Annotated in this window: 16 protein-coding genes; 8 read left to right on the forward strand and 8 right to left on the reverse strand. The window is 72.2% G+C overall.

Annotation, left to right across the window (positions count from 1 at the left end; translation table 11 throughout):
• Positions 1 to 17: 17 nt before the first annotated feature.
• From QF037_RS23595 to pdhA, 3 genes are read right to left on the reverse strand one after another with little or no spacing between them, the layout of a single operon-like run.
• Entirely contained in the window at positions 18 to 1,334 is a 1,317-nt protein-coding gene (locus QF037_RS23595; RefSeq protein WP_307028372.1) for a dihydrolipoamide acetyltransferase family protein, read from the reverse strand.
• Complete coding sequence (locus QF037_RS23600; RefSeq protein WP_307028374.1) at positions 1,334 to 2,338, reverse strand: alpha-ketoacid dehydrogenase subunit beta; 1,005 nt, start codon at positions 2,336 to 2,338, stop codon at positions 1,334 to 1,336. Before QF037_RS23600 ends, QF037_RS23595 begins: the two co-directional genes overlap by 1 nt.
• On the reverse strand, positions 2,338 to 3,471 hold the full coding sequence (gene pdhA, locus QF037_RS23605; RefSeq protein WP_307028376.1) for a pyruvate dehydrogenase (acetyl-transferring) E1 component subunit alpha: 1,134 nt from the start codon (positions 3,469 to 3,471) through the stop codon (positions 2,338 to 2,340). Before pdhA ends, QF037_RS23600 begins: the two co-directional genes overlap by 1 nt.
• 190 nt (positions 3,472 to 3,661) lie before the next feature.
• Between pdhA and QF037_RS23610 the strand changes: the two genes are divergently transcribed.
• Entirely contained in the window at positions 3,662 to 4,147 is a 486-nt protein-coding gene (locus tag QF037_RS23610; RefSeq protein ID WP_266829930.1) for an Lrp/AsnC family transcriptional regulator, read from the forward strand.
• A 72-nt stretch (positions 4,148 to 4,219) separates the two neighbouring features.
• Here QF037_RS23610 and QF037_RS23615 read toward each other — a convergent pair whose 3' ends face one another.
• On the reverse strand, positions 4,220 to 4,810 hold the full coding sequence (locus tag QF037_RS23615; protein ID WP_307028378.1) for a TetR/AcrR family transcriptional regulator: 591 nt from the start codon (positions 4,808 to 4,810) through the stop codon (positions 4,220 to 4,222).
• Entirely contained in the window at positions 4,807 to 6,324 is a 1,518-nt protein-coding gene (locus tag QF037_RS23620) for a 3-hydroxyacyl-CoA dehydrogenase (RefSeq protein ID WP_307028380.1), read from the reverse strand. Before QF037_RS23620 ends, QF037_RS23615 begins: the two co-directional genes overlap by 4 nt.
• A gap of 159 nt (positions 6,325 to 6,483) precedes the next feature.
• Here QF037_RS23620 and paaN point away from each other — a divergent pair, with 159 nt between their 5' ends.
• A complete protein-coding gene (paaN, locus tag QF037_RS23625; RefSeq protein ID WP_307028383.1) occupies positions 6,484 to 8,175 on the forward strand; it encodes a phenylacetic acid degradation protein PaaN in 1,692 nt (563 codons plus the stop codon).
• A gap of 16 nt (positions 8,176 to 8,191) precedes the next feature.
• On the opposite strand, the gene QF037_RS23630 is transcribed toward paaN, so the two are convergent.
• Genes QF037_RS23630 through QF037_RS23640 form a run of 3 tightly spaced genes read right to left on the reverse strand, consistent with a single transcriptional unit; the run spans position 8,192 to position 10,979 of the window.
• Positions 8,192 to 8,935, reverse strand: coding sequence for a TrmH family RNA methyltransferase (locus QF037_RS23630; protein WP_307028385.1), 744 nt, complete (start codon positions 8,933 to 8,935; stop codon positions 8,192 to 8,194).
• Positions 8,932 to 10,149, reverse strand: a complete 1,218-nt coding sequence (locus QF037_RS23635; protein ID WP_307028387.1) for an HTTM domain-containing protein — start codon at positions 10,147 to 10,149, stop codon at positions 8,932 to 8,934. Before QF037_RS23635 ends, QF037_RS23630 begins: the two co-directional genes overlap by 4 nt.
• Positions 10,146 to 10,979, reverse strand: coding sequence for a DUF5819 family protein (locus QF037_RS23640; RefSeq protein WP_307028389.1), 834 nt, complete (start codon positions 10,977 to 10,979; stop codon positions 10,146 to 10,148). Before QF037_RS23640 ends, QF037_RS23635 begins: the two co-directional genes overlap by 4 nt.
• Positions 10,980 to 11,225: 246 nt before the next feature.
• Here QF037_RS23640 and paaA point away from each other — a divergent pair, with 246 nt between their 5' ends.
• The 6 genes from paaA to QF037_RS23670 all read left to right on the forward strand — a co-directional run bounded on the left by paaA (position 11,226) and on the right by QF037_RS23670 (position 16,031).
• Positions 11,226 to 12,209 carry a 1,2-phenylacetyl-CoA epoxidase subunit PaaA gene (gene paaA / locus QF037_RS23645; RefSeq protein ID WP_307028391.1) on the forward strand — a complete coding sequence of 328 codons (984 nt, stop codon included), beginning with the start codon at positions 11,226 to 11,228 and terminating at the stop codon, positions 12,207 to 12,209.
• Positions 12,206 to 12,493, forward strand: a complete 288-nt coding sequence (gene paaB / locus QF037_RS23650) for a 1,2-phenylacetyl-CoA epoxidase subunit PaaB (RefSeq protein ID WP_307028393.1) — start codon at positions 12,206 to 12,208, stop codon at positions 12,491 to 12,493. Before paaA ends, paaB begins: the two co-directional genes overlap by 4 nt.
• Positions 12,490 to 13,212: a 1,2-phenylacetyl-CoA epoxidase subunit PaaC gene (gene paaC, locus QF037_RS23655; RefSeq protein ID WP_307028395.1), complete on the forward strand. Its 723-nt coding sequence runs from the start codon at positions 12,490 to 12,492 to the stop codon at positions 13,210 to 13,212. Before paaB ends, paaC begins: the two co-directional genes overlap by 4 nt.
• Positions 13,206 to 13,730 carry a 1,2-phenylacetyl-CoA epoxidase subunit PaaD gene (gene paaD / locus QF037_RS23660; RefSeq protein WP_307028397.1) on the forward strand — a complete coding sequence of 175 codons (525 nt, stop codon included), beginning with the start codon at positions 13,206 to 13,208 and terminating at the stop codon, positions 13,728 to 13,730. The genes paaC and paaD overlap by 7 nt, the downstream gene beginning before the upstream one ends.
• Complete coding sequence (locus QF037_RS23665; protein WP_307028399.1) at positions 13,730 to 14,788, forward strand: 2Fe-2S iron-sulfur cluster-binding protein; 1,059 nt, start codon at positions 13,730 to 13,732, stop codon at positions 14,786 to 14,788. Before paaD ends, QF037_RS23665 begins: the two co-directional genes overlap by 1 nt.
• Before the next feature lie 109 nt (positions 14,789 to 14,897).
• Entirely contained in the window at positions 14,898 to 16,031 is a 1,134-nt protein-coding gene (locus QF037_RS23670) for an acyl-CoA dehydrogenase family protein (protein ID WP_307028401.1), read from the forward strand.
• The last annotated feature ends 16 nt before the right edge of the window (positions 16,032 to 16,047 follow it).

Consider the following 16,047-nt stretch of genomic DNA (forward strand, 5'->3'; position numbering starts at 1 on the left):
ATGTGTGGTCCGTGGGATCAGAGGGTGCGCAACAGCACCGCCGGCTGTTCCACGCAGTCCGCCACGTACCGCAGGAAGCCGCCCGCCGTGCCGCCGTCGCAGACGCGGTGGTCGAAGGTGAGCGACAGCTGGACGACCTGCCGCACCGCCAGCTCGCCCTCGTGCACCCACGGCTTGGGGATGATCCGGCCGACGCCGAGCATGGCGGCCTCGGGGTGGTTGATGATCGGTGTGGAGCCGTCGACGCCGAAGACCCCGTAGTTGTTCAACGTGAAGGTCCCGCCGGTGAGTTCCCCCGGCGTGAGGCCTCCGGTCCGGGCCGCCTCGGTCAGCCGGACGAACTCCGCGGTCAGCGACTCGGCGTCCCGCGCGTGCGCGTCCCGTACGACGGGCACCACGAGCCCGCGCTCGGTCTGCGCCGCGAACCCGATGTGCACATGATCGAACTGGACGACCTCCCTGGCCGCCATGTCGACGGTGGAGTTGAGCTCGGGGAACCGGGCGAGGGCGGCCGTGCAGATCCGGGCGAGGAGTGCGAGCAGGGAGATCTTCGGTCCGCCCGCCGCGTTCATGGCCGTACGCGCACGCATCAGCTCCGTCGCGTCGGCGTCCACCCAGCAGGTGGCGTCGGGGATCTCACGCCGGCTGCGGGAGAGCTTGTCGGCCACGGCACCGCGGATGCCCTTGAGCGGGACGCGGATGCCTCCGAGGACGGGAGCCGACGTCTGCGGTGGTGCTGTCGGCGCCGGTTCGGCGACCTTGTCCTGTGCGGCGGCGGACCGCAGGGCGTTCTCCACGTCCGCCCGCAGGATCAGCCCGTCGGGTCCGGAACCGGTCAACTCCCGCAGATCCAGGCCGTTCTCCCGGGCGAGCCTGCGCACCAGCGGCGAGATCACGGGCACCGGGCCCTCCACCACCTCGCGCACCGCGGCCTGTCCGTTCGCCGCCGGGGACGCCACGGGCGCCCCCTGCCCCGGCCGCACCCTGCGCCGCCGCGCGGGCGCCTCGGACGTGCCGTACCCCACCAGCACGTTCCCGGAGCCCTCGCTCTTCGCGGCGGAGCCGTCGGTGGAACCGTCGGTGACGGGTGCCCCGACCGCCACCGTGATCAGGGGCGACCCCACGGGAAGCTCCGTGCCCTCCTCGCCGAACCGGGCCGTGACGACACCGCCGTACGGACACGGCACCTCGACCATCGCCTTGGCCGTCTCGACCTCGACGACCGGCTGGTCCACGGCGACCACATCGCCGACCTCCACCAGCCAGCGCACGATCTCCGCCTCGGTGAGCCCCTCCCCGAGGTCGGGCAGCTTGAACTCCAAGACCTGTGCCATCAGCCCTCGGCCTCCCACTGCAGACGCCCCACGGCGTCCAGGATCCGGTCCACGCCGGGCAGATGGTGGCGCTCCAGCATCGGCGGCGGGTAAGGGATGTCGAACCCGGCCACGCGCAGCACCGGCGCCTCCAGGTGGTGGAAACAGCGCTCCGTGACGCGGGCCGCGATCTCGCCGCCCGGTCCGCCGTAGCCGCCCGACTCGTGCACGACGACCGCGCGCCCGGTCCGCCGGACCGACGCGCAGACGGTCTCGTCGTCGAACGGCACCAGCGAGCGCAGATCGACGACCTCGAGGTCCCAGCCCTCGGCCTGTGCCGCCTCGGCGGCTTCGAGGCACACCGGTACGGACGGCCCGTACGTGATGAGCGTGGCGCTCCGCCCCGAGCGCCGCACCGTCGCGCGGCCGATCGGCTCGACATCGGTCGGACGGTCCGGATTCCACGAGTCCTTCGACCAGTACAGACGCTTGGGTTCCAGGAAGACGACCGGGTCGTCGGAGGCGATGGCGGCGCGCAGCAGCCCGTACGCGTCGGCGACGGTGGCGGGCGTGACGACATGGAGCCCCGGAGTCGCCATGTAGTACGCCTCGGAGGAGTCGCTGTGGTGCTCGACGCCGCCGATGCCGCCGCCGTAGGGCACCCGGACGGTGATGGGCAGCGGCATCGCGCCTCGGGTGCGGTTGCGCATGCGCGCCACGTGCGAGATCAGCTGCTCGAAGGCGGGGTAGGCGAACGCGTCGAACTGCATCTCCACGACCGGCCGCAGGCCGTACATCGCCATGCCGACGGCCGTGCCGAGGATGCCGGCCTCGGCCAGTGGGGTGTCGGTGCAGCGGTCCTCGCCGAACTCCTTGGCGAGGCCGTCGGTGACCCGGAAGACACCGCCGAGGGTGCCGACGTCCTCACCCATGACGTGCACGCTCGGGTCGGCGGCCATCGCGTCGCGCATCGCGCGCGTGAGGGCCTGCGCCATGGTGGCCGGTTTGAGGGCGACGGTCGTCATCAGTGCGCCCCTTCCTGTTCCGCCGCCAGCTCCGCCTGCAACCGCGCCTGCTGCTCGCGCAGCTGCGGGGTCGGCTCGGCGTAGACGTGGGCGAACAGGTCCATCGGGTCGAGCGCCGGGTCCTGGTTCATGCGTTCGCGCAGGTCGGCGGCCATGGTCTCGGCGGCGTCCCGCGCGGCCTGGATCGCGTCGTCGTCGAGGAGCCCGCGCGTGGTCAGCTCGTGCTCCAGGAGTGCGATCGGGTCGTGCTGCCGCCAGGTCTCGACCTCCGCGTCGCCGCGGTAGCGGGTCGCGTCGTCGGCGTTGGTGTGGGCCTCCACGCGGTAGGTGATCGCCTCGACGAGGGTGGGGCCGCCGCCCTCGCGCGCGCGGCGTACGGCGGCGGCGAGGACCTCGTGCACGGCGGCCGCGTCGTTGCCGTCGACCAGCCGGCCGGGCATGCCGTAGCCGACGGCCTTGTGGGCCAGCGACGGAGCCGCGGTCTGCTTGGCGAGCGGGACGGAGATCGCGAAGCCGTTGTTCTGGACCAGGAAGACGACCGGCGCCTGCCAGACGGCGGCGAAGTTCAGCGCCTCGTGGAAGTCGCCCTCGCTGGAGCCGCCGTCGCCGACCATGGCGAGCGCGACCACGTCGTCGCCCTTGAGGCGGGCCGCGTGGGCGAGGCCGACGGCGTGCGGGAGCTGGGTGGCGAGGGGGGTGCACAGGGGGGCGACCCGGTGTTCGCGCGGGTCGTAGCCGGTGTGCCAGTCGCCGCGCAGCAGGGTCAGCGCCTGGACGGGGTCCAGGCCGCGGGCGACGGCGGCGAGGGTGTCGCGGTAGCTGGGGAAGAGCCAGTCACGGTCCTCGAGAACCAGCGCGGCGGCGACCTCGCAGGCCTCCTGGCCGGTGCTGGAGGGGTAGACGGCGAGGCGGCCCTGCTTGGTGAGGGCGGTGGCCTGCGTGTTGTACCGACGGCCGCGCACCAGTTCGGCGTACAGGCGGCGCAGCAGGCCCGGGTCGGCCTTCGCCGCCGTCTCCGTGCCGAGGACGCGGTACGGCTCCGCGTCGGGCAGCAGCGGCGCGGGGTCGGTACGGGGCTGCCAGGCGGGCGGCGGCGATGGCCGGTACGCGCCCCGCTGCTCCATGACCGTCATGACGGCACCTCCTCGTGGGAGCGGCTTCAGACGCGTCACGGCTTGTGATGCGCCTCACCTACCGATTGTTCGGTCGTCGGCACATTTTGGCTACAGGCACCCTCAGGCTGTGGACAAACGGTTCTCCACAGCCTGCAATGAACGCAGTACGTCCATGGTAGGGAGGCGGGGGGACATGGCACCTGAACAAATGGCCGAGAGCCCGGACGGCGGTCGCCCGCTGCCGCCCCCTCGTCCCCTGGACGCCATCGACGAGGACATCCTGAAGATGCTCCAGGCGGACGGCCGCGCGTCGATAAGGTCGGTGGCCGAACGCGTGCACGTCTCGCGCGCCAATGCCTACGCGCGTATCAACCGACTCGTCGAGGACGGCGTGATCCGCGGTTTCGGCGCCCGCGTCGACCACGAACGCGCCGGTCAGGGCACATCGGCGTACATCACCCTGAAGATCGTCCAGAACACCTGGCGCACGGTCCGCGCCCAGCTCATCCAGCTGCCCGGCGCCTCCCACATCGCCCTGGTCGGCGGCGACTTCGACGTCCTGCTCCTGGTCCACACCCCGGACAACAGGGCCCTGCGCGAACTGGTCCTCACCCGCCTCCAGGCCATCCCGGAGGTCCTCAGCACCCGCACCCTGCTGGTCTTCGAGGAGGAGGACCTGGAGCCGCAGGGCTGAACGGGGCCGCGCCGGGCCGGGCAGGGCGGACCTTTTTCGCGGCCCTTGTGCGGGCGGCCCCGTGCGTGCGGCTCAGTGCTGCTTGCGCAGCCCCGAGAACACCAACTGCACGACGGCGTCGGCCGCTTCGCGTTCGCTCACGCCCCGCCCGTCCGGCCGGTACCACTCCACCATCGAGTTGATCATTCCGAAGACCAGCCGCGTCGCGAGCCGCACCTCGACATCGCCGCGCACATCGCCGTCGGCGGCCGCGGCCCTCAGCAGCTCGGCGACCCGGTGGTCGAAGTCGCGGCGCCGCTCCAGGGCCCAGCGCTCGGTGTCGGTGTTGCCGCGCACGCGCAGCAGCAGCGTCACGTACGGCAGCTCGGTGATCAGCACCTCGACCATGCGCCGCACGACGTACTCCAGGCGCTCGACCGCCCGCCCCACGCGCGCGGGCTCCTCGCCGAGGATCCCGAAGAGCCCGTCGAGCGCGCGGCTGACGGCCCTGCGCAGCAGCTCCTCCTTGCCCGCGACGTGGTGGTAGATCGAGGACTTGGAGATGCCGGCCGCCTTGGAGAGATGCTCCATGGAGGTGCCGTCGTAGCCGCGCTCGATGAAGACCTGGACGGCGACGGACAGCAGCGTCTCGGGGGTGTACGTGTCGCGCTTGGCGGTGGTCATGAGGTGCTGCCCTCCCTCTTGTCGGTGGCGTACGCGTGGCGGTACAGCGCGAGGGACGGTGCGTAGCGGCCGCTCGGATCACGCAGGTGCAGGTCGTCGAGGAGGGCGTAGGCCCAGTTGCGGCCGAGCCTGCGGCTCCATTCGAAGGGGCCCAGCGGGTAGTTGACGCCGAGGCGCATCGCGGTGTCGATGTCCTCCTCGGTGGCCACGCCCTTGGCGACGGCGTCGTGCGCCAGGTCGACGATCCGGGCGACCGTGCGGGCGACGATCATGCCGGGGACGTCACCGATGACGCTGACGTCCTTGCCGAGCGCCTGGAAGAGGCCGATCGCCTCGGCGAGGGTCTGCTGCGCGGTGTCCTGGGAGGCGGACAGGGCGATACGGGTGGCCCGGCGGTAGTCCAGCGCGAGGTCGAAGTACACGACGTCCCGGAACTCCACCGAGGTCTGCCCGTCGGCGAGCGCCAGCTGGCCCCCGCTCGGCAGCACCAGCCGGGTGCCGTGGTCCTCGTCGTCCTCGCGCACGGGGATGCCCGCCTCGCGGATCAGCGCGAGCAGCTCGGACGCGGGGCCCAGGTCGCCCTCGGCGACGACGTACGCGGGCGCCTGCGCCGGTTCCGCGGTGTGCGGCTCGGCGGGCTCGGCCTCGGGTCCGTACACGTACCAGCCGTGTCCGCTCTTGCGGCCGAGCCTGCCCGACTCCACCAGCCGCCGCTGCGCGAGCGAGGGCGTGAAGCGGACGTCCTGGAAGAAGGACGTCCAGACCGAGTGCGTGACGGACTCGTTGACGTCCTGCCCGATCAGGTCGGTGAGCTCGAACGCGCCCATCTTGAAGCCGCCCGACTCACGCAGCACCGCGTCGATGGTGGCGGGGTCGGCGCCCTGGGCCTCGTACACCGCGAACGCCTCGGCGTAGTAGGGCCGGGCGATGCGGTTGACGATGAAACCGGGGGTGTCGGCGCAGGCGACCGGTGTCTTGCCCCAGACCCGTGCGGTCTCGTACGCGCGCGTGGCCGAGGTGACGTCGGTGGCGAAGCCGGAGACGACCTCGACGAGCGGTAGCAGCGGTGCGGGGTTGAAGAAGTGCAGGCCCACGAAACGGCCCGGGTTGCGCAGGGCGCCGCCGATGGCCGTGATCGACAGGGACGAGGTGTTGGTGGCGAGCAGACAGTCCTCGCCGACGACGTCCTCCAGCTCCCGGAAGAGCTGCTGCTTGACGTCCAGCCGCTCCAGGGCCGCCTCGACGACCAGGGCGCAGTCCGCGAGGTCGGCGAGGCTGTCGGCGGCCGTGAGACGCGCGCGTGCCGCGTCCCGGTCGGCGCCGGAGAGGCGCTCCTTCTCGACGAGCCGGTCGAGCCGCGCGCCGATCGCGTCAGCGGCTTCCTGGGCGCGCCCTGGGGCGGCGTCGTAGAGCCGTACGGGATGGCCGGCGACCAACGCGACCTGGGCGATGCCCTGGCCCATGGTGCCGGTGCCGACGACGGCCACGGGGCTGCTGAGGTCGAGTGCTGTCATGTGCGCGATCCTCCCGCACGGGGTTTTCCACAGTTGCGGCGGACCCCCTTGTCCCGACCGATCGTTCGGTTACTCTAACTCTGTCTGGCTGTATCTGCCCAGGTTCTGCCCAGGTCATGAGCTCGACGAAGAGTTCACAAGACGAGGAGTTGGTCCCGCATGGCCGCCGAACTGACCGCCCACGAGCTGATCGCCAAGCATCGGCCCACCCTCGACCAGGCGCTCGAAGCGATCCGCACGCGCGCGTACTGGTCGCCGCACCCCGAACACCCCAAGGCCTACGGGGAGAACGGCAGCCTGGACGCGGCCGCGGGCAAGGCCGCCTTCGACGCGCTGCTGGGCACCCGCGTCGACCTCGGCCAGCCCGGCACGGACGACTGGGTGGGCGGCGAGGTCTCGCCGTACGGCATCGAGCTGGGGGTGACCTACCCCCACGCGGACATCGACACCCTGCTGCCCGCCATGCGCGCGGGGCAGCGCGCGTGGCGCGAGGCGGGCGCGGAGATCCGCGCGGTGGTCTGTGTGGAGATCCTCAAGCGGATCAGCGACCGGACGCACGAGTTCGCGCACGCGGTCATGCACACCTCCGGCCAGGCCTTCATGATGGCGTTCCAGGCGGGCGGCCCGCACGCGCAGGACCGCGGTCTGGAGGCGGTGGCGTACGCGTACGTGGAGCAGGTCCGCACGCCCGACACCGCGGAGTGGAGCAAGCCGCAGGGCAAGCGCGACCCGCTGGCGCTCACCAAGCAGTTCACGCCGGTCCCGCGCGGCATCGGCCTGGTCATCGGCTGCAACACCTTCCCGACCTGGAACGGCTACCCGGGCCTGTTCGCCTCCCTCGCCACCGGCAACGCGGTCCTGGTCAAGCCCCACCCGCGCGCGGTGCTGCCGCTCGCGCTCACGGTCCAGGTCGCGCGTGAGGTCCTAGACGAGGCGGGCTTCGACCCGAACCTGGTGGCGCTGGCCGCCGAGCGCCCCGGCGAGGGCATCGCCAAGACCCTGGCGGGCCGCCCGGAGATCCGCATCATCGACTACACCGGTTCCACCGAGTTCGGCGACTGGCTGGAGGCCAACGCCCGCCAGGCGCAGGTCTACACGGAGAAGGCCGGCGTCAACACGGTGCTGGTCGACTCCACGAGCGACTACAAGGGCATGCTCTCCAACCTGGCCTTCTCGCTGTCGCTCTACAGCGGCCAGATGTGCACCACTCCGCAGAACTTCCTGATCCCCCGCGACGGCATCCGCACCGACGAGGGCCCCCGCACCTTCGACGAGGTGGTCGCCGGCCTCGCCCGCGCCGTGGACGGCCTGCTGGGCGACGACGCGCGGGCGAACGCGCTGCTCGGCGCGATCGTGAACCCGGACGTCAAGGCCCGCCTGGAGGCCGCGACCGGGCTCGGCGAAGTCGCCCTCGCCTCACGGGAGATCAGCAACCCGGAGTTCCCGGACGCGGTCGTGCGCACCCCCGTCATCGTCAAGCTGGACGGCGCCAAGCCCGACGACGAGGCCGCCTACATGAGCGAGTGCTTCGGGCCCGTCTCCTTCGCCGTCGCGGTCGACTCGTCGGCTGACGCCGTGGAGCTGCTGCGGCGCACGATCCGGGAGAAGGGCGCGATGACGGTCGGCGCGTACACCACCGACGAGGAGGTCGAGCGGTCCGTGCAGGAGGTCTGCCTGGAGGAGGCGGCCCAGCTGTCGCTGAACCTCACGGGCGGGGTGTACGTCAACCAGACAGCCGCGTTCTCCGACTTCCACGGCTCGGGCGGCAACCCGGCCGCGAACGCCGCGCTGTGTGACGGGGCGTTCGTGGCCAACCGGTTCCGGGTCGTCGAGGTCCGCCGGGAGGTCTAGGACTCCCGGACAAGTCCTAGACCCCGCCGTCCAGGCTCCAGTGGTACAGCGTCATCGCCACACTGGTCGCGAGGTTGTAGCTGGAGACCTGCGGGCGCATCGGCAGGGACAGCAAATGGTCGGCACGCGCGCGCAGGTCGGCCGACAGGCCGCTGCGCTCCGAGCCGAACGCGAGGACGGCGTCGTCCGGGAGCTTCGTGCCCCGGATGTCGTCGCCCTCCGGGTCCAGGGCGAACAGCGGGCCCGCAGGCAGTTCCCCGACCGTCACCCGTTCCACCGCCGTCGCGAAGTGCAGCCCGGCGCCCGCGCGCACCACCGTCGGATGCCAGGGGTCGAGCGTGCCGGTGGTGACCACACCCGTCGCACCGAAGCCCGCCGCCAGCCGGATCACGGCCCCGGCGTTGCCGAGGTTGCGCGGCTGGTCGAGGACCACCACCGGGGCGGTGCGCTCCGTCCGGGCCAGCCGCTCCAGGTGGGCCGCGCGGGACGGTCGTACCGCCAGGGCTGCGACCGCCGTCGGATGCGGGCGCGGCACCAGCGAGGCGTACACCGGCTCCGGCACCTCGGTCAGCAGCGCGTCCAGCGCCCGGCGCACGTCGGGGGCGAGTTCGTCCGCGAGGGCGAGCGTGGCCTCCCGGTCGGTGGTGACCGCGACCGTGACCTCGGCGCCGAAGCGCACCGCGTGCTTGAGGGCGTGGAAGCCGTCGAGCAGGACGCAGGAGTCGGCGAGCCGGTGCCAGAGGCCGGCGGGGTCGGTCATGCCGTGAAGCCTACGTGCGTCTCCTCGGCGCCCTCCGGGGCGCGCGTCTGCGGCACCGGCGCGGGACCGCCCCGTCCCGCCGTCAGCCGTTCACGCGCGCGTGCCACCCGGCCGCCCATCCGGCGCAGGAACGGCGTCGGCAGGAACACCGCGTCGGCGGCGATCATCGCCAGCGAGAAGAACGGCAGCCCGAGGACGACCGCGATCACCGCGTGCTCGGTCATCATGGCCGCCAGCAGGACGTTCTTGACCCGCCTGTTGAACAGGGTGAACGGGAAGGCCACCTGGACCACGACGGTCCCGTACGTCACGAGCAGCACCATCGTGGCGCTGGACGACAGCGCGTCGGCGAGGGCGGGCCAGGGCGAGAAGTAGTCCAGGTGCAGGGGGTAGTAGACGGCGGTGCCGTCCTGCCAGCGCGTGCCCTGGATCTTGTACCAGCCGGCCGTGGCGTAGATCAGACAGGCCTCGGCCATGATCACGAGCAGGGCGCCGTTGTGCACGATGTTGCCGATGACGTCGAGCAGGATCCGCGGCTGGTCCGTCCGCGCCAGTCGCCCGACCGTCCACCACACGCCGAGACCCAGCCACACCGCCCACAGCAGGGCGGGGATGACCGGATCGCCCTCCAGCAGCCGTCCCGCCCCGGTCACGGCGATCAGCATCAACCCGAGCACGATCCACAGGGCCGGGCCGACCCGGTCCACGACCCGCTCGCCACGCGCGCGTGCCTCGTTCTCGCGCCGCGCCCTGCGCGCGTCCAGCGACCAGACCTGGCCGCACCGCGTGAAGACGAGGTAGACGCACATCAGGTGCAGGACGTTGTCGCCGCCGTCGCCCATGAAGATGGAGCGGTTCTGCAGCGACAGCACGCCGACCATGAAGAGCACCGACATGGTGCGGGTGCGCCAGCCCAGCAGCAACAGGAAGCTCGACAGCACGGCGAGGCCGTAGACGCTCTCGAACCAGATCCGGCCGTCCGACCAGATCAGCGCCGTGAAGGCGCCGTTGCCGGCGATCAGCTGCTCGGCGAGGTCCCAGCTCCACGGGCCGTCGGGGCCGTACAGCTCCTGGCGGTGGGGCAGCTCGCGCAGCAGGAAGAGCAGCCAGGTCGCGCTGAAGCCGATGCGGACCACGGCGCTCTGGTACGGGCCGAGTGCCGACTCGGTGATGCGGGCGATGGCCGTGGAGAGCGACAGGGCGAAGCGGTTCACCGCTCACCTCCCGGCAGATCGGCCGGCGTGACCGACCACCAGGGCAGCTCGCGGTACAGGGGCTTCTCGGAGACCTGCTCCTGACTCCATTTCGGCGGTCGCACGCTGGTGGTACGGGAGCGGACCTGTACGCGTTCGACGCTGCCGTCGGACCCGGCCGCGTCGTCCCGGTCCAGGCGCATCACCACGATGCGGCGCAGATACGTCTCGGACAGGGCGCCGCGCAGCCCGACCGGGCGGTTGTCGGTGCCGTGGGTGGCGGTGAAGAAGTCCCACGCGCGGCGCAGCTCGTTCTGCTGGGTGTGGCTGGGCAGCAGATTGCCGTCGATGGCCCGGCCGTCCTCGGCGGACAGGTCGTACCAGCCGGTGGTCCGCACGGTGCCGTCCGCGGCGAGGACCTGGGCCCGCACCTGGACCGCGATGTTCTGCTGCAGCGGGTTCGGCGCGAAGAGCTTCCAGTTCTGCTCGAACTCCGGGTAGATCCAGTCGTCGATCGCCTTGCCGTGGTGTTTGGTGACCGCGTTGGAAGGCGCGACGTGCAGGAACGTCATCCCCAGATGGACGCAGACGGTGACCGCCACGATCGCGAGCGCCAGCGCGGCACCGATCTGGTAGCGGAGCGAGAGGGCGGCCACACCGGTGCGGGGTCCGGTGCCGAGCGGGGGAGGCAGGTCGTACGGCGACGCCGGGGGCGCCGCGCCCGCGGGATCGTCGGCCGCGGGCACGGCGGCCGCGGGCACGGCGGCCGGCGGCCCGGCGCCCCCCTCCGGCACCCCCGGCTCGTCGGCAGGCCCGCTCCGGGCGCCCGAGCCTGTGTCGTACGCGTCCATTCCGCCCCGTCTCCCGATGTCCGCTCCGTCTTCCGGCCACGAGGCCGCAGGGCCCGCCGCCGCCCTCGCGCACCCCTCCACGGCGCTCGCACGGGAACGGTACTCAGGCCTTCCCGCCCGCACAGCCCGTCGGCAGGTTATCCACAGCGGTTGACACCTTACGGCGCCCGGCACACCATGGAATCGACGAACCGAACGATCGGTCGGGAGCCTGCTCCGGGCAGCGCACAAGATCGAGGGGGCCACATGGCAACAGCAGCACAGGCGTACGACCGGGAGGACGCCGTCGACCAGGACGCGTACGAGCGCGCCTTCGACGCCGCCGTGGCCGCCGACGAGCGCATCGAACCGCGCGACTGGATGCCGGACGCCTACCGCGCGACCCTGGTCCGCCAGATCGCCCAGCACGCCCACTCCGAGATCATCGGCATGCAGCCGGAGGCGAACTGGATCACGCGCGCGCCCTCGCTGCGCCGCAAGGCCATCCTGATGGCCAAGGTCCAGGACGAGGCCGGGCACGGCCTCTACCTCTACAGCGCGGCCGAAACCCTCGGCACCGGCCGCGACGAGCTGCTGGACAAGCTCCACACCGGCCGTCAGAAGTACTCCTCGATCTTCAACTACCCCACGCTGACCTGGGCGGACGTCGGCGCGATCGGCTGGCTCGTGGACGGCGCCGCGATCACCAACCAGGTCCCCCTGTGCCGCTGCTCCTACGGCCCCTACGCGCGCGCGATGGTGCGCATCTGCAAGGAGGAGTCCTTCCACCAGCGCCAGGGATACGAGCTCCTGCTGGCGCTCAGCAAGGGCACCCCCGAGCAGCACGCGATGGCCCAGGACGCGGTGGACCGCTGGTGGTGGCCGTCCCTGATGATGTTCGGCCCGCCCGACGACGAGTCCGCGCACTCCGCACAGTCAATGGCCTGGAAGATCAAGCGGCACTCCAACGACGAGCTGCGCCGGCGCTTCGTCGACATCTGCGTCCCCCAGGCCGAGTCCCTGGGCCTCACGCTCCCCGACCCGGACCTGAAGTGGAACGAGGAGCTGGGCCGGCACGAATTCGGCGAGATCGACTGGACCGAGTTCAAGAACGTCCTCAAGGGCAACGGCCCCTGCAACGAACAGCGCATCACCCAGCGCAGGCAGGCCCACGACGAGGGCGCCTGGGTCCGCGAGGCCGCCTCGGCCTACGCCGGCAAGCACACCGAGACGGGAGCCGCACGCGCATGACGAACACCGACTGGCCTCTGTGGGAGGTCTTCGTACGCTCCCGCCGCGGCCTCTCGCACACCCACGCCGGCAGCCTGCACGCACCGGACGCGGACCTCGCCCTGCGCAACGCCCGCGACCTGTACACCCGCCGCGGCGAGGGCGTCTCGATCTGGGTCGTCCCGTCCTCGGTGATCACCGCGTCCTCGCCGGACGAGAAGGACCCGTTCTTCGAACCGTCCGCCGACAAGCCCTACCGCCATCCGACGTTCTACGAGATCCCGGACGGGGTGAAGCACCTGTGACCGTCGACCTGACCACGCACGCCGCCGCTCTGGCCCTCGGGGACGACGCCCTGGTGCTCTCCCACCGCCTCGGCGAATGGGCCGGCCACGCCCCCGTCCTGGAGGAGGAGGTCGCCCTCGCCAACATCGCGCTGGACCTCCTGGGCCAGGCCCGCGTCCTGCTCTCGATGGCCGGCGACGAGGACGAACTGGCGTATCTGCGCGAGGAGCGCGCCTTCCGCAACCTCCAGCTGGTGGAGCAGCCGAACGGCGACTTCGCCCACACCATCGCCCGCCAGCTGTACTTCTCCACCTACCAGCACCTGCTCCACGCCGAACTGGCCGCGGGCGAGGGCCCCTTCGCCCCGCTCGCCGCGAAGGCCGTCAAGGAGGTCGCCTATCACCGCGACCACGCCGAGCAGTGGACCCTGCGGCTGGGCGACGGCACGGACGTCAGCCACGAGCGGATGCGGCGGGCGTGCGAGGCGCTGTGGCGGTTCACCGGCGAGATGTTCCAGCCCGTGGAGGGCGTCGACGTCGACTGGGCCGCCCTGGAGACCATGTGGCTGGCGTCCGTCACGGACGTCCTGGGCCGGGCCACCCTGAGCGTCCCCGAGGGCCCGCGCACGGGCGCGTGGACGGCCGGTGCGGGCCGACAGGGCCTGCACACCGAGTCCTTCGGGCGGATGCTCGCCGAGATGCAGCATCTGCACCGCAGCCACCCGGGGGCGTCATGGTGACCCTGACACCGCTGGAGGCGGAACTCCTCGAGGTGGCCGGGTCGGTGCCCGACCCCGAACTGCCCGTGCTCACCCTGCGGGAACTGGGAGTCGTGCGCGCGGTGCACGTCCGCGGCCAGGACACGGCCGAGGTCGAACTGACCCCGACGTACACCGGCTGCCCGGCGATCGAGGCGATGGCCGTGGACATCGAGCGGGTGCTGCACGCCCACGGCGTCCGCGAGGTCACCGTGCGCACGGTCCTCGCGCCCGCCTGGTCGACGGACGACATCTCGGCCGAAGGCCGCCGCAAGCTCAGGGAGTTCGGCATAGCCCCGCCGCGCACGCAGCACGCGGCCGGCCCGGTGACCGTGTCCCTGGGCCCCACCCGGACACTCGACGCCACCGACCCCGTCCGCTGCCCGCACTGCGGATCCGCCGACACCGAGCTGCTCAGCCGTTTCTCCTCCACGGCCTGCAAGGCGCTGCGGCGCTGTCTGGACTGCCGTGAACCCTTCGACCACTTCAAGGAGTTGTGATGGCCCGCTTCCACGCGCTCCGGGTGGCGGCGGTCGACCGGCTCACCGATGACTCCGTGGCCCTCACCTTCACCGTGCCGCCGGAGCTCGGCGAGGCCTACCGCTACGCACCGGGCCAGCACCTCGCCGTGCGCCGCACGGCGGACGGCGAGGAGATCCGGCGCACGTACTCGATCTGCTCCCCGGCACCGGACGGTGAGGCGCCTCGCCGACTGCGCGTCGGTGTACGGCTGGTGGACGGCGGAGCCTTCTCCACGTACGCGCTCAAGGAGATCACCGTCGGCGACGAGCTGGAGGTGATGACTCCCGCGGGGCGCTTCACCCTCACCCCCGCACCCGGCCTGTACGCGGCGGTCGTCGGCGGCAGCGGCATCACCCCGGTGCTGTCGATCGTGTCGACGCTGCTGGCGCGCGAGCCCGAGGCCCGGTTCTGTCTGATCCGCAGTGACCGTACGGCCGCCTCGACGATGTTCCTGGACGAGGTCGCCGACCTGAAGGACCGCTACCCGGAGCGGCTGCAGCTGGTCACGGTGCTCTCCCGGGAGGAGCAGCAGGCGGGACTGCCGTCCGGACGGCTCGACCGGGAGCGGCTGACGGGACTGCTGCCCGCGCTGCTGCCGGTGGCGGATGTGGCGGGCTGGTTCCTGTGCGGGCCGTTCGGGCTGGTGCAGAGTGCGGGACGAGCGCTGAGGGAGCTCGGCGTCCCCCGGAGCCGCGTCCACGAGGAGATCTTCCACGTCGACGAGGGAGCGGCCCCGGCGCCCAGGGCCCCCGCGCCCGCGCACAGCACGGTGACCGCCCGTCTCGACGGCCGCGGCGGGACCTGGGCCGTCCAGGACGGCGAGTCCCTCCTCGACGCGGTCCTGCGCAACCGCTCCGACGCGCCCTACGCATGCAAGGGCGGGGTGTGCGGCACCTGCCGCGCCTTCCTCGTCTCCGGCGAGGTCCGCATGGACCGCAACTTCGCGCTGGAGCCGGAGGAGACGGAGGCGGGGTACGTACTGGCGTGCCAGTCGCATCCGGCGACGGAGACGGTGGAGCTGGACTTCGACAGGTGAGGCCCGGGGCGGGCCGCCCCGTTCCCTTCTTCTAGAACCTGTTCTATCTTGACGGTCCGTCAGATCGGCTCACCCGTCGATCGGCTGACGCGTCGGGAGGACAGGGACCGTGGACTTCACCTTCACCGAGGAGCAGCAGGCGGCGGCCGAGGCGGCACGTGGCGTGTTCGCCGGGGTCGCGCCGGACGGGGTGCCGAGCCCCGCGCTCGCCACGGGCGCCGTCGCCGACCACTTCGACCGCGAGCTGTGGAGCAGGCTCGCCGACGCGGACCTGCTGAGCCTGCTGCTGACGGAGGAGTACGGCGGGGCCGGTCTGGACGCGGTCGCGCTGTGCCTGGTGCTGGCCGAGTCGGCGAAGGTGCTGGCGCGGGTTCCGCTGCTGGAGAGCAGCGCGGCCGCGGCGGCCGTACAGGCCCATGGCACCGAGGAGTTGAGGTCCGGCCTGCTCGCCCCGGCGGGCCGCGGTGAGGTCGTGCTGACCGTCGCCGCGAGCGGCCGTACCGGCCACGACCCCGCCGAACTCGCCGTGACCGCACGGCAGGAGGGCGCGGAGTGGATCCTGGACGGCGTGCAGACGGCGGTGCCCTGGGCGTTCGACGCGGACCACATCGTCGTACCGGCGCACACGGCGGCCGGACAGACCGTGCTCACGCTGGTGGCACCCGCCGGCGTAGGGGTCGCCCTCGCCGAGCAGCTCTCCACCACGGGCGAGCGGCTCGGCGAACTGCGGCTGGAGTCGGCGCGGATCGCGGCCCGGGACGTCCTCGACGCGGACGGGGCGTGGGAGTCCCTACGGCATCTGCTGACCGTCGGGACGTGTGCGCAGGCACTCGGCCTGGGCCGTCAGGTCCTGCGGATGACCAGTGAATACACCAGCAAGCGGGAGCAGTTCGGCTTCCCGGTCGCCACGTTCCAGGCCGTCGCCGTGCAGGCCGCCGACCGCTACATCGATCTGAAGGCGATGGAGGCCACGCTGTGGCAGGCGGCCTGGCGGACCGGCTCCGGGACCCAGGGCGCGCTGCCGGTCTCCGGCGAGGTCGCCGTCGCGAAGATCTGGGCCTCGGAGGGCGTACGTCGGGTCGTGCAGACGGCACAGCATCTGCACGGCGGGTTCGGCGCCGACACCGACTACCCGCTGCACCGGTATCACGCCTGGGCCAAGCACCTGGAACTGTCGCTCGGCCCGGCAGCCGCCCACGAGGAGGCGCTGGGCGACCTGCTGGCGGCGCACCCCCTGGCCTGACGCGCGCGCCCGGGTG

The sequence above is a fragment of the Streptomyces canus genome (genome assembly GCF_030815415.1).
Lineage (GTDB): Bacteria > Actinomycetota > Actinomycetes > Streptomycetales > Streptomycetaceae > Streptomyces > Streptomyces canus_F.

Bases quoted from the DNA above. Each gene is read 5' to 3' on its own strand.
- QF037_RS23595 (WP_307028372.1), bottom strand. From the start codon at position 1,334: ATGGCACAGGTCTTGGAGTTCAAGCTGCCCGACCTCGGGGAGGGGCTC.
- QF037_RS23600 (WP_307028374.1), bottom strand. From the start codon at position 2,338: ATGACGACCGTCGCCCTCAAACCGGCCACCATGGCGCAGGCCCTCACG.
- pdhA (WP_307028376.1), bottom strand. From the start codon at position 3,471: ATGACGGTCATGGAGCAGCGGGGCGCGTACCGGCCATCGCCGCCGCCC.
- QF037_RS23610 (WP_266829930.1), top strand. From the start codon at position 3,662: ATGGCCGAGAGCCCGGACGGCGGTCGCCCGCTGCCGCCCCCTCGTCCC.
- QF037_RS23615 (WP_307028378.1), bottom strand. From the start codon at position 4,810: ATGACCACCGCCAAGCGCGACACGTACACCCCCGAGACGCTGCTGTCC.
- QF037_RS23620 (WP_307028380.1), bottom strand. From the start codon at position 6,324: ATGACAGCACTCGACCTCAGCAGCCCCGTGGCCGTCGTCGGCACCGGC.
- paaN (WP_307028383.1), top strand. From the start codon at position 6,484: ATGGCCGCCGAACTGACCGCCCACGAGCTGATCGCCAAGCATCGGCCC.
- QF037_RS23630 (WP_307028385.1), bottom strand. From the start codon at position 8,935: ATGACCGACCCCGCCGGCCTCTGGCACCGGCTCGCCGACTCCTGCGTC.
- QF037_RS23640 (WP_307028389.1), bottom strand. From the start codon at position 10,979: ATGGACGCGTACGACACAGGCTCGGGCGCCCGGAGCGGGCCTGCCGAC.
- paaA (WP_307028391.1), top strand. From the start codon at position 11,226: ATGGCAACAGCAGCACAGGCGTACGACCGGGAGGACGCCGTCGACCAG.
- paaB (WP_307028393.1), top strand. From the start codon at position 12,206: ATGACGAACACCGACTGGCCTCTGTGGGAGGTCTTCGTACGCTCCCGC.
- paaD (WP_307028397.1), top strand. From the start codon at position 13,206: ATGGTGACCCTGACACCGCTGGAGGCGGAACTCCTCGAGGTGGCCGGG.
- QF037_RS23665 (WP_307028399.1), top strand. From the start codon at position 13,730: ATGGCCCGCTTCCACGCGCTCCGGGTGGCGGCGGTCGACCGGCTCACC.